The sequence below is a fragment of the Paenibacillus sonchi genome (assembly GCF_016772475.1).
GTDB classification, from domain to species: Bacteria; Bacillota; Bacilli; order Paenibacillales; family Paenibacillaceae; genus Paenibacillus_AQ; species Paenibacillus_AQ sonchi.
In genome coordinates this window covers 3,131,667-3,144,692 of the sequence record NZ_CP068595.1, presented here as the reverse complement: position 1 = coordinate 3,144,692, position 13,026 = coordinate 3,131,667, and the positions used below count along the sequence as shown (strand labels likewise).

Here is a 13,026-nt window from a genome sequence, read left to right as displayed (position 1 = left end):
CCAAATACAACTTTATTTTTCAGTCTAGTCTAATACTTTATTTTGTTTTAACAGCTATTCCAAAATTACGTCGTCAATATATACTATAGCCGCACTGTCTGAAGAATAGATTTCCAAGCCTATGGCGCGAACCATAGTTTTATCGATCTTGACTTTTCCCGTCCAGTCAAAACCGTTCAGATCAAGCGGAATCCATTGATATTGATCGGTCAAAGTCACTTCCTCGGTATTGGCCCAATTCCAGTCCGCCCCGCTTTTCAGGAACACTTTGCCTTTGGCGGTTCCCGCAGTAACCCGGACATGGAGTTTCAGTGTGCTGCCGCTGCTCAGATCCTTATCGCCTACAAAATTCAGGTCAAAGACATTTGCGGCAGCTGCATCAAGCGGATAGTCCGCGCTCAGCACTCCCTTGCCGCCGTCAGTTGCCGGGCTTAATCCGCTTGCCCCCATAGTGTTCGCTCCGAATGTCCAGCCTTGCAGAGAACCTTCAAAATCAAACAGTGTCCCGGGAGCAGTACCCCCGCCGTCGCTTCCTCCCGGAACGGTTCCGGCACCGGGATCATTGACCGCCTTGATGTCGTCAAAGTACATCGAAGATGTGAGCTGCGTGCCGTCCGGCTTGGCATTGGTGTAGATCGAGAACTTTTGAACGTCCTTCAGATTGGTCTTGGTCAGCGTTCCTGTTGCGCCATTGGCCGGGACGAATTCACTAAACTTTGCAGTCACAAGTGCCGCCTGCTCAGTATTAGTGTCGGGATAGTACTCGTAAGTGCTCCCGCCTGCATTAATCTGTATTACCAGCTTCTGCCCCTTGGCATCCGGCTTATACCAGAACTGCAGTGCGTTGAAGCCGGACCAGTCTACATTAAGCGCCTTGGTCACGCCGGCATATCCGCTCGCGCCCAGTGTATAGGTATACTTCATGCCGTAGCTGCCGCCATGTTTGTTCGCATCAAGCGCCGTTTCCGTCGCATCGCCTCCCGCATGGACAAATTTCGTGTTCAATGCCTCGTCGCTGCCCAGATAGCTCTCGAAATCGTCGACCACAGCCGGGTCAGAGCCCGTTTCCACGTAAGTGCTGTATAATCCGATATTGTCGATATACACCGGAATGCTGCCGCTTGCCAGTCCGCTGCCCACAATGGATACTGCAATATCGTCGGCTGCCAGGAGAGCTGCCGCGTTAGTCATATCGATTGCCGGTGTAAGATGCACATACTCCACGCCGTCAATAGTTTCCTTCGGCAGATCGGCAAAAGAAATCTGAGTCGTTCCGATTCCATACTTGCCGTTCCAGTCCGGAGGCAGCTGCACGACAGCCTGCAGACTTGCATTTCCGTTCTCCGGCTGCGCAGTGACCGGCACCCATACATCAAGCTTCACGCGCGTCGCCTCTGTCAGGTAGACGCTGTCTATAACCGACTTCGCATTCTTAAGCTCCAGCTTCAGCTCCTGCCATGTATCGGCAGGGTTCATCCCGCTTGCATTGACTTTCAGCACGCCGCTGCCGTTGAACTGCCCCGGCTCGATGGAGTCCACTGCCGCTTGATAGCCGCCGTTGCTCTGGACGCCCTCAATGCCATTGTCGAACGTATAGGCTCCCAGCAGCACTTCGCTGATTTTTACAAAAACGGAGTTTGTCTGCTCTAATAATACAGTCCCGTCTTCACCGTATACCTTCACCGTTACCGCCGCAATTTTGCCGTTCAGCTTTGCATCCGGCGACCAGCCCGCCACATAAAATCCTGTTTCCGGGTCCAGCACGAGCGGCGTTTCCAGGGCCGATTCACCCACCGTGTACACCACTTTTGCCGGTGACCCGTTCAGGACGCGGACACGGATCAGGGTTGTGCCTTCCGTCACTGTAGCCTGATTGGCCGGAGAAGCGATATGCATGAAAGGCTGCTCCCCGGCAGTGTCAACAGCTTGTGTGTAAGCTCCGTTGATTTCTCCGCTGAACAGGGTATACGGATCGTCGAAGAAGGACTTAAAGTCAGCCATCATCTGATGCTCCTGCCCGGAAGCGAGCGGATAGGGAACATAAGAGTTCTCGCTTGGAGTAAAGTCGGCCCAGGTCAGCATGAAGGCCATTCTTTTGGCATCCGGATTGGATTTCAGTGCTGATGCAAGACGGGTGTAGAAGTCCGGAGTGGAGTTGCCCGCCACTTTCATGTTCTGATAACCAAATTCGGTCAGTGCCGCAATCTTGTGTTTTGCATCGGCAATCTTTGAGAGGGTTGCGGCTTCGGTTGCGACGCCGTCGAACCAGCTTTGCCCTTCCCCGTTGTAGTAACTGTCAAAGCCCAGAATATCTACATAATCATCGCCCGGATAGGTTTCAAGATACTGCTGCCCACTTGTACCAAATCCGCCGCCTGGAGAATACGCGTACAGGAAGTTGTGCACATTCTTAATATCCCGCAGGTATTCTACAGTGTACCGGAATAACTCTTTATACTGGTCTTCTGTTGTAAAAGCGCGCCCCCACCAGAACCAGCTGCCGCTCTGTTCATGGAACGGGCGGAATATAACCGGAATGGAACGGCCCCCTTCATCCTTCAGACTGTTCGCAAACAGCGCGATATTATCCAGAAAGGCGTTGAACTCGCCATGCTTGTCGCCGCCGGGCAGGATATGCGAGACGACAGAGCCCTTGAGATCATAGAAATCGCCGCCGGTCACAAAGTTAGGCATATGGGCGCTTAGTGTCAGCACACCGCCCGCTTCATAAGCATGTTTCATGCTGGCAGCGAGGTTATCAATACTGGCATACACATCTCCCGCCACACCTGGCTTTTCTTTGCCCTCCAGGCTGAGCGTATCCCAGCCGAACAGGGCCGGATGCGCACCGACGGCATTTTTCACATCGGATTCCGTCCCGTCACGCTTTGTAATCGATTGACCTTCGTCCGTTGCGTGCTGCTGCCCGAAAAGCGTGCCTCTGCCCCGGATATCGTCCAGATAGACGAACAGCGACCGCGTAGCAGACGACGCGTCAGCATCCGCGAGATTCACGACCCTCGGGGTCGGTTCAGTTCCTCCATTGCCACTGCTGGGAACAGGGGTCGCTGTTGGTTCTGTTCCTCCGTTACCGTTGCCGGGAGAAGGGGTAGCCGTCGGTTCCGTTCCTCCGCTGCCGCTGTCGGGCGCAGGTGTGGACGCCGGTTGGCTTGGAACCGGAGTGCTTCCAGCTGCAGTCCATGGCGATGCCGCTCCGCCTTTCACAATATAAGTTCCGGCCGCAAGAGGCTGGCCGTTCAGAACAACCGGTCCTGAACGGACATCCAGCCTGCTGATCGTACCCTTGCCCACAAAAGAGGTACCGGCGGCACCAGCACCGGTTACAACCTCGGAAATCACTGCATCCGCATCCGTTTCAATTATCGAAGCGCTTTCAATTTCCATCCGCTTTATAGCTGTAGCACCCTCGCCAGTAACCCGCACCTTACCTTCCGGGCGGTTGACAACAACGAGTGCAAGCTTGGCATCCTTCATATGAATGGAATGTTCCCCGCCTCCGGCAATATACACGTCACCCTGCACCGTTACCTTCTCTAGAGAGGCCTCGCCGCTGCCGATTCCAGGGGCCAAATACAAATTGCCCGATATTACGTTGTCTTTAAGAATAACTCCGGTATGGTTGACCAGTACGTTGCCCTGTACCGTTTCCCCGTCAGCAGTCCCGGCCGTGTGATAGTAGCGGCTGACCAGCCTGTCGATGATGCTGACTGTCTCCGCTCTGGTAACCGGACTGTCCGGGCGGAAGCTGCCATCCGGGTAACCCTGGAGCGTCCCCTGCAGCGCCTGGACGGCTTCCTTGGCATAGCTGCTGATAGCCGCATTGTCCGTGAATGAAGCCGAAGCCGCTCCCGCGCTTGGTTTAAGCGAAAAAACCGCTGCCAGCAAGGCGGCCGCATCCTGGCGGGTGACTTGTGTATCCGCTTTCGCTTTGTTGTCCGGGAAGCCTTTATAATAGCCGGCCTGCTTGGCAACCGACAGATCCTTGGCGTACCAGGCCCCGGCCGGCACATCTGCAAAAGACGTCTCCGCTGCAGCACTGAAGCCGAACAGTTTGTTCACCAGGCTGACCAGCTCCGCGCGTGTTACCTTGTTGCCGGGTCTGAACGAACCGTCAGGATAACCCTGAATCACTCCGTTCCCCTGCCACTTGGCAATGCTGTCCTTCGCCCAGTGCGTACCCAATCGATCATCTTGCCTGACGTAAGCAAGCGCAGGTGCCGCCGTCGAAACAAGCATGATGGTGGTCAGGAGCGTGGTGAGCCCTTTTTTGAACCGCTTCATCCAATCATCCTCCTCAGTAAGTGTAAGTGCTTTCAAATCCAAAGAAGCACAATAACTACATTGGCAATATTAGCATCATAACCGCAGATATACAATAACAAAAATATAATTATTATTAAATTTTTCATATTTCATTTATTGAACAGAATAAGCACTAACGCTGGATACTTGTATAAAACTCAGTAATCCCAAGAATCATCCTGTGCATTTTCTGTTAACAAAATTTCTTACCCCTTATGTACTATCCCTACAAATATAAATAACAAAACAATAACAAAATAGAGCAAATCAACACCAGAATTCCAAATTAAAGACCATAAATCATAAGACAGGACAATAAAAAGCCCTGCTACCGCTTGGCCTCTTCAAGATCGATCCGAAGCTGATGCGGGCAGGGGAGTCTTTATTCTTCAAGACCGATCCGCCAGCTGATGCGGACAGGAGAGCCTTTATTTTGCCGATTCAAGCGGTTCAGCAGGTTATGCGGACTGAGATGCCTCTATTTGTCCTTTCCCCCTTTATTCCAGGCTCAATCGAACGATTTAACGACTCCTGAGTCCGTACCCGCTGAAAAAACAAGATTTTTGGCAAAATAAAGTCCCCTCTGTCCGCTTCGGTCCGCTGATGGGAGCCCAATCCTCCTGCTTCGCTTGTATCCTCTGAGGCATCCAGGATCTCCGCCATTCCAGGCGCGGCTTACGATATCCTTCTAGTCCAGATCATATATTGAGCCGACCTTCAGGCCGTACAGCTCATTGTAAATTTTCTCGGCAAAAGCATCCGTCATCCCGGCGATATAATCAATCACCATATGCTCCCATGTCCAGATCGGCTTGACCTGCCGCTGATCCTTCTCAAAGCGCTGCAGCCAATCGCTGGGAATAATGGCCCGCGAGGTTTCCGGGTCGAGGAATGCCTCCCACAAACGGCGCAGAATCCACTCGCTGCGTTTCTGCAGCCGCTGCACCCGCAAATCACGGATCATCGTGACCCAGGCGAAGCTTTTGAGCACACTGACCGTCCGCAGCATATCCTCATCCTCCTGGCCGTCTTTAATGAAGGTAACTTTCTTCCAGTTCCCGTCCGCAATGACACCAAGGCTGGCCACAAAGGTGCTGACCCAATAAGCCTTAACCTCCCGGCGGGTGCGGGAATAATCGTTCTCGCAGGTAGGCATTTTCTCCATCCATACGCGCAGGAAGGAACTCAGCACCTCTTCAACCTTGATGTGTATGTCGGCTTTCTTCCATCCGGTCCAGAAAGCATCCTCCAGAGTGGTAATTTTCTCTACGATCAGCCGCTGGATATACGCATCATGCATGAAGTGCTCATGCACCTCGATTTTACCGGCCTTAATGCCGTCTTCCAGATCATGTGCGGAATACGCGATATCATCACAGAGATCCATCAGTTGGGCTTCCAGCGTTTTCTTCCCATCCGGTATCCCCCACTGGCTGCGGATGGCCGAAATGTAGTTCCATTCGTGCAGATACATCCCTTTTTTCAAAACCGTACCGGGAAACGGATACTTATTAATGCCCAGCAGCACCGCATCCGAGAGGTTCAGCCCGTCGATATTCTCGCGTTTCTCCAGGAACATGATCAGCCGGAAATTGTGGGCATTGCCTTCAAAATGCTCATACTTCCGCCTCATATTCTCGCGGATCGTCTGCTGCTGCACCGGGCCTGCGCCGGACTTCCGCACCGCCTCTGCCGTCTTCTTCACCACAAGCTGCTCCAGAATGCTGTCCAGCACTTCTTCTCCCTTGTGGCCGAACGGCGGGTGGCCGAAGTCATGGGCGATGGCTGCACATTCCACCACCTCCGGATCAATGACCAGCCCCGGATTCTCCGCTTGTCCCGTTTCAACCTCCGGGTAGGCGCGCAGCAGGCTTTTGGCCGCTTCACGGGCAATCTGCGCCACTTCCAATGAATGGGTCAGACGCGTCCGGTAATAATCGCCGGTGCCTGCGCCGAACACCTGGGATTTGCCTTGCAGCCGGCGAAAGGTCGGCGAATGGATCAGACGCGAATAATCGCGTTCATATGCGGCTCTCGAGGTTTCCAGTCGGGTGATCTCCGGATATTGCCGGTGTTCTCTTTTTTCAATAAGTGTCATATCCGCTGCCCCTATCCTTGATCTGTATTTAGTACTTCATTATAGTCATTTTCCCCGGAACTTTCACTCTAAAATAGAAATAAGCGGACACCTGCCAAAAATGAATATTTCATATAGCCGCTGACGCATTCTAAGCAGAGTAATCCAAATAACCTGTACCCCGATACAGCGCGGAATGGACCTGAAATCAATGAAATCCGTCTGGAGAACCGCTGCAGTTGCAGCAGCATTAGTATTTGGCATGGCAAGCCCCGCACTGGGCAGCCCCCATATCAAAGACCGCTATTATTACGAGCAAAGAGGCGAAATGATCTGGGAAGTGCCGACTGCCCAAAAGGTGATTGCGCTCACGTTCGACGACGGTCCCGATCCCTCTGAGACGGATCAGATTCTGGATGTGCTGCAGCAGTACAACGCCAAGTGCACCTTCTTCGCCATCGGCAAACGCATCGCCGCCTACCCCGAAGTAGCCCGGAGGGTGATCACGGAAGGACATGAACTGGCCAATCATACTTATAATCATGTCTATTTCAAAAAGCCGATCTCCGAACAGCAGATTCAAGAGGAGCTGGAGCTGACGGAGAAGGAAATTGTGAAAGTATCCGGCAGGCACAGCAGCCTGTTCAGACCGCCGGGAGGCATGTACGACGAGACCCTGGTCGATGTCTCCAACAGCATGGGACTCAAGCCTGTGCTATGGTCATGGCATCAGGATACACGCGACTGGAACCGCCCTGGCGTATACAGCATCTCCAGCCGTGTCATCCGGAATGCGCGGAACGGGGATATCGTGCTGTTCCATGACCATGTTCACGGCCAATCGCAAACCCGCGAGGCGCTCAAAATCATCCTGCCTGAGCTGCAGAAGCAGGGCTTCCGGTTCGTGACCGTTTCCGAATTGATCGGGCTCTCTGATGCGCAGCAGGCCAAGAATAGGAGAAACTTGGCTTTTTAGAGCGCTCTCCCGCTCTGCCTCCGGAGTTCTTTAATTGCGCAGCATCTTAAAATAGGTTAGTCTTGAGCTATCATAGCGTTATTTTGAGAACTGCCGCAGTTCATATCTTAGGAGGCTTTACCATGTCCGAGAATACTTCCTATACAACCGAAGAAATCGCCCGGTTATTAAAAATATCCAAACTTAAGGTATATGATCTGATTAAGAAAGGGGAACTGCCCTCCTACCGGGTAGGCAAGCAGATGCGCGTGGATCTTTCCGATCTGGAGGCCTACAAGCAGCATTCGCGCAGCGGCATCTCCGGGAGTATCGCGCCAGTCTCAGCGCCAGCAGAAAATCCCCTGTTCATCCCCCCATCCGCCCCGCATCCGCAGCATACGCAGCTGCCGGCCCAACCCGGCAAAGCCGCCACCGATAATGTGGTGATCACCGGTCAGGATATGTCGCTGGATTTACTGGCTACGCATCTGGAGCGAAGCGAGACTTCCTTCCGTCCGCTGCGGTCGTATGCCGGAAGTCTGGACAGCCTGATCGCGATGTACCACGGGGAATCCGACATTGTCAGCACCCATCTGCTGGACGGGGACAGCGGGGAGTACAACCTGCCCTATATCCGCAGACTGCTGGTTGGCTTTTCATATGTCGTAGTGCATATGCTGACGCGCAGTGCAGGCTTCTATGTGCAGAAGGGCAATCCGCAGGGAATCCGCAGCTGGTCCGACCTGAAGCAGAGCGGAATCCGGATAATCAACCGGGAACGCGGGGCGGGGGCACGGGTGCTGCTCGACGAGCAGTTGCGCCTGCATGGCATTCCTGCCTCACAAATCAGCGGGTATGCTGTCGAAGAGAACAGCCATTTGGCCATAGCCGGCAGAGTGGCCCGGGAGAAGCCGATGTGGGCATCGGCACAGAAAAAGCCGCCAAAATTATTGACGGCGTTGATTTCATCCCGCTCATTCAGGAACGGTACGATCTGGTGATGCTTAAGAAACCGGGGCACGAAACATTGATTAGGACAGTTCTTGATATTTTGCGCTCAGCAGCCTTTCAGAACGAGCTCAGCTCCATTCACGGCTATGACCTTAGCGAGACCGGCACGGTCATTTACGAGACTTGAGCTCTAACGCGGCCTAAGCCTCTTCCTGTGCCTTTTCTTCTCCGCTTACTCGGAATCCTCTTTTTTTGTTTTATAGCTGACCTTATAGCTTCCTTTCGCACCGGCTCCTACAACCTCCAGCTTGTAGGAGCCGGTTTGCTGTATCTCCACTTCTTCCTCGCCTTTCTTGTTCGTCTCCAGTTCCTTAAACAGCTTATGGTCAGGATCATACAGCTTCATCGACAGCTCGCCCTTCTCTACTTTGGAGGCATAGCTCAGATAAAGTGTATCTCCTTTTTTAAGCTTCAGCGTTTTCTTCTCGGTGCCGGACAGCAGCCAATAAGAAGCCTTCATTTGATGCGGTGTACTGGAACCGACGTACATCACTTGTTTCTCGCATCCCGCAAGCAGCAAAGATCCGACTATTAATGCCAGCAGAAGCCGTTTCCGCCATTGTTTATCCATCCCCGTTCACTCCCCAGCATGTATAATATGTCCGCAATGCGGGCATATTTGTGTGTGCATATCATTTGCAGCCGGAATCTTATGCCGCCGCCGGGCATAAAAATACAGCACAACCCCCATAAAATTAGGAATATAGAAGACAGCGGTCAACCACAGCCATGTGTTCATCTTTTTGCGCGAAGAATCCTTGTAAATGAACACTCCCAAAGTCACGTATAAACCCGTAAACAGCAGCACTGCCAGCGCCGTTATGGTAAACCAGACCCGGTCCTCGTTGAACATATCAGCCATATAAGGAATCATCCAGTAGCCTGCCACAGCCAGAAAAGTCAGCATGCCAGATGTAATGATCCAGAATACCAGCATGCCCAAGTATTTGAAGTTTCTCATTTCATCCCCCTTCCCCCTTTGCACACCTCTTCTCCACGTTCCGTTTAGCTTTGCGTACTTTCCGCTTCTCTGCCGGATATATACAGCACAACTACCCCTGCTGCAACAGCCGGAGCTGCACCACAGGAGAGCAGAAGCGTCAGCTTCCAGAGCAGGGGTATCGGGCCGCTCAGCAGACATCCCCACAACAGCAGCAGAACCAGTGCACTCAATACCGCCAGAGCCGCAGCCGTTTTGTTCATGTCCTCTTTCCTGCGAATCCGCCGCAAGGTTGCCGCCTGCAGTCCCGCTGGAGCCGGCATCAATTCGCTATAATACTCGCGCAGCAGCTTCTCCTGCTTATCTTCCCGTTCCGTTTCTTTCACCGGTACTCCTCCCTCCATGGCTCCACAGCCTTCTGCAGCAGCTTTTTGCCCTGATTCAGCCTCGATTTGACCGTCCCTATAGGAATATCCAGCATTTTTCCGATCTCCTCATAACTAAATTCCTCGTAATAGTAGAGCACCAGCGGGCCCAAATACCGCTTTGGCAGCTTGCGGAGTCCTTCTTCCAAGCGGGCATACCTTTCATTCCGCAGGATCTGCTCCTCCGTCAGCGGTGCCCCGTCCCGTAGCTCAAGAAGCGGAACACGGCAGGAGGCTTCTCCGGTAAGACGTTCATAGAGCTTTTTCCATTTCCGGTAGCTGTCCCGGTACATATTCAGGGTCACCTGAAACAGCCATGCCTTAATAGACCGCTCCGGATCGTAACGATCCAGCTTGCGGATTACCCGCACCCACACCTCCTGAAACAAATCCTCCGCTTCCAGGGCATTTAGGGTGAGGTGGCGGCAGAACCGGTACAAGTCATCCTTGTATCTCTCTACCAGTAGTTCGAGCATTTCCCGCCTGCCTGTCCGGTATCCTTCGATGAGCTGCTTATCAGTGACCATTTTCCTCTGCCCGCCCTTTCATATCACATTACGAAGGAAACCGGACCTTTGTTCGAAAATTCACAAAATCCGGCATGCATAGATAACACAGCAAAAAGCAGGACTCAGGTCTTCCAATGCCTGAGTCCTGCCCCTTATGCTGAAACGGATATATCCCAAATTAGTCCACAATCAGGAACGGCGGTTGACGAACATCAGCATGAGTGCAGAGATGCCGATAATTGAACACACCCACAGCCAGGCCAGCGTCATATTGCCGCCATCGACGGCCACGTAAATAGCGGTGGGGACGGTCTGCGTCCGGCCGGGAATATTGCCGGCCACCATAATAGTGGCTCCGAACTCCCCCAGCCCGCGGGCGAATCCGAGCACGTAACCGGCTGCCAGCGAACGGCCTGCCAGTGGAAGCGTTACATACGCAAGCACCTGAAGCTCGCTGGCCCCCTGTGCGCGTGCTGCATCCTCCAGATCCTTCTCCACACCTTCAAAGCCCGCCTTCACTGTGCGGTATACGAGGGGGAAAGCAACCACAACTGCAGCAATAACTGCCGCCCCCCAGGTGAACAGGATCGTATGCTCCGTAAATTGCTCGTACAGCTTCCCGATCCAGCTCCGCCGGCCCAGAATCACCAGCAGCACAAATCCGACCACGGTTGGCGGCAGTACCAGCGGGAGCAGCAGCACCGTTTCAACCAGGCTGTAGCCCGGAAACCTCCGGCCCGCCATCGCCTTGGCTGCCAGGGTCGCCAGCAGGAAAACAATGATGCTGGTTATGACTGAGATCTTGACCGAAAGCCAGACCGGGGCGAAAAAATCGGTCCAATTGATCTCCATCCCGGTTCACCCCGTTGATTTATTCAGCAAGCTTAAATCCATAGCTTGTAAAGATATCGCTTGCCGCCTTCGTTTGCACGTAGCTGTAAAAGGCTTTGGCCTCCGCCGTATGCTTGGAATCCTTCACAATCCCGACCGGATAATTGATTGCTTTGTGTACATGGGCACCCACAGTTAGCGCAATCTTTACTTTGCCGGAGGTAAGGGCATCTGTTTTGTAGACGAATCCGGCATCGGCATTCCCTGTTTCTACATAAGAGAGCACCTGGCGCACGTCCTTGGCAAATACCAGCTTGCTTTGCAGCTTATCCCATACCTTCTTCCCTGTCAATGACTGCTGCGCATATTGGCCGGCCGGAACCGATTCGGGCTGTCCGACAGCCACTTTCTTGAAGCCTTTATCCGTAAGCTGTGTAATGGCTGTAATGGAAGCTTTGGAGTCCGAAGGAACAACCAGCACCAGTTGATTCTTCAATAGCTCTTTATGGTCAGAAACAAGTCCTCCATTGACCAGAGCAGTCATTTGCTTGCCACCTGCCGAGAAGAACAGGTCAGCAGGTGCGCCTTGCTCAATCTGTTTCTGCAGAGTACCGGAAGCGCCGTAGTTGAAGACAAGATCAATATCAGGATGCTGCTTCTCATAGAGAACGGCAATCTTATCAAGACTGTCCTGCAGGCTCGCTGCGGCAGACACCATAATCTCCGTCTTGCTGGCCGCCTGCACCTGCTTCTCAGGCATTGCTGACAGACCCACTGCCAACAGCGCAGCCATGATAACCACTGCTAATTTCTTGAACATTCCCATTCCTCCCATTTATGTATCTTGTATATTCAGGTGATATTCTAGCATATCTTTTTTTGTTTTACTATACGTTTAGTTATGTTTGTTTATATTTAGTTATGTATAGTTAATATCCGATGTTAATATGCGATATGCTTAGATAAAAATGGGTGGCATGAATGTCTAATTTTCTATCTAACAAAAGAAAGTCCTTTAGGCATCACGCGAATGCCTAAAGGACTTTTCGGAACACCTTAATTCTTCATCCGTGGATCAAGCACATCCCGCAGGCCGTCTCCCATGAGGTTAAAACCCAGGACAGTCAGCATAATGGACAGCCCCGGGAACACCACTGTCCAAGGAGCCTTCTGAATAAACTGCCGTGAATCGGAGAGCATCTTGCCCCATTCCGGGTCCGGCGGCTGGGCACCGAGGCCAAGGAAGCCAAGTGCGGCTGCTTCAATTATGGCCGTGGCGATGCCGAGTGTACCCTGCACAATAATCGGCGTCAGGCTGTTCGGCAGGATATGGGTAAGCAGAATACGGGTGTTGGTCATCCCGATCGCTCTTGCCGCCGTAATGTACTCCTCCGACTTCAGGGAGAGCACCTTCGCCCGCACAAGCCGGCCGTACGTAGGGATGTTTACGATAGCAATGGCGTACAGCGCATTCTGCAGGGAGGGCCCCAGAATTGCCACGATAGCAATCGCCAGCAGAATACTCGGAAAAGCAAGCAGAATATCGAACAGGCGCGAAATCAGCATATCAATCCATTTGCCGTAGAATCCCGCCAGGATGCCGAGAAATGTACCTGCAATAATAGATCCAATGACGGCAAAGAAACCGACCCAGAGCGAGATGCGCGCTCCGTAAATGATACGGGTGAACATATCTCTTCCCAGATCATCCGTGCCGAACCAATGAGCCGCTGACGGCGCTTTCAGCCGGTTGACCAGCTCCTGCTCCTTGAATCCATAGGGGGCAATAAGCGGCGCCAGCAGAGCGATCAGCACAAAAAACACGATAATGCATAACCCGAGCATAGCCGTCTTGTTCCTGCGGAAGGCCTTCCACGCATCGAGCCAAGGTCCGGAAACCTTGTCGGCAGGTACACTCGGGGGCGTTACATGAATTGATGCCTGTCCCATAGGTT

General features: G+C 52.8%; 10 protein-coding genes and 1 pseudogene. 2 read left to right on the top strand and 9 right to left on the bottom strand.

Annotated features, from left to right (window positions below; translation table 11 throughout):
- Positions 1–54: 54 nt before the first annotated feature.
- Positions 55–4,302, bottom strand: a complete 4,248-nt coding sequence (locus tag JI735_RS14265) for a glycosyl hydrolase (RefSeq protein WP_202677497.1) — start codon at positions 4,300–4,302, stop codon at positions 55–57.
- Between the two features lie 709 nt (positions 4,303–5,011).
- A complete protein-coding gene (locus JI735_RS14260; protein ID WP_202677496.1) occupies positions 5,012–6,421 on the bottom strand; it encodes a deoxyguanosinetriphosphate triphosphohydrolase family protein in 1,410 nt (469 codons plus the stop codon).
- Positions 6,422–6,662: 241 nt separating this feature from the next.
- Here JI735_RS14260 and JI735_RS14255 point away from each other — a divergent pair, with 241 nt between their 5' ends.
- Both JI735_RS14255 and JI735_RS14250 read left to right on the top strand, forming a co-directional pair.
- Positions 6,663–7,376 (top strand): polysaccharide deacetylase family protein, encoded by a 714-nt coding sequence (locus JI735_RS14255; protein WP_233476402.1) that lies wholly within the window; start codon positions 6,663–6,665, stop codon positions 7,374–7,376.
- Between the two features lie 122 nt (positions 7,377–7,498).
- Positions 7,499–8,493: pseudogene (locus JI735_RS14250) on the top strand (substrate-binding domain-containing protein).
- Between the two features lie 45 nt (positions 8,494–8,538).
- Here the strand turns inward: JI735_RS14250 and JI735_RS14245 are convergent.
- From JI735_RS14245 to nikC, 7 genes are all read right to left on the bottom strand, one after another.
- A complete protein-coding gene (locus tag JI735_RS14245) occupies positions 8,539–8,937 on the bottom strand; it encodes a hypothetical protein (RefSeq protein WP_039833955.1) in 399 nt (132 codons plus the stop codon).
- A gap of 6 nt (positions 8,938–8,943) precedes the next feature.
- Positions 8,944–9,327 carry a hypothetical protein gene (locus tag JI735_RS14240; RefSeq protein WP_039833954.1) on the bottom strand — a complete coding sequence of 128 codons (384 nt, stop codon included), beginning with the start codon at positions 9,325–9,327 and terminating at the stop codon, positions 8,944–8,946.
- A gap of 44 nt (positions 9,328–9,371) precedes the next feature.
- Entirely contained in the window at positions 9,372–9,692 is a 321-nt protein-coding gene (locus tag JI735_RS14235) for a hypothetical protein (RefSeq protein WP_039833953.1), read from the bottom strand.
- Positions 9,689–10,258 (bottom strand): RNA polymerase sigma factor, encoded by a 570-nt coding sequence (locus JI735_RS14230; protein WP_039833951.1) that lies wholly within the window; start codon positions 10,256–10,258, stop codon positions 9,689–9,691. Before JI735_RS14230 ends, JI735_RS14235 begins: the two co-directional genes overlap by 4 nt.
- A gap of 171 nt (positions 10,259–10,429) precedes the next feature.
- Positions 10,430–11,092, bottom strand: coding sequence for a molybdate ABC transporter permease subunit (modB, locus tag JI735_RS14225; protein WP_039833949.1), 663 nt, complete (start codon positions 11,090–11,092; stop codon positions 10,430–10,432).
- 19 nt (positions 11,093–11,111) lie between these two features.
- The gene (gene modA, locus JI735_RS14220; RefSeq protein WP_083886510.1) at positions 11,112–11,891 is read right to left on the bottom strand and encodes a molybdate ABC transporter substrate-binding protein; all 780 of its coding nucleotides are present in this window, start codon (positions 11,889–11,891) and stop codon (positions 11,112–11,114) included.
- 236 nt (positions 11,892–12,127) lie between these two features.
- On the bottom strand, positions 12,128–13,021 hold the full coding sequence (gene nikC / locus JI735_RS14215; protein WP_051051611.1) for a nickel transporter permease: 894 nt from the start codon (positions 13,019–13,021) through the stop codon (positions 12,128–12,130).
- Positions 13,022–13,026 lie beyond the last annotated feature (5 nt).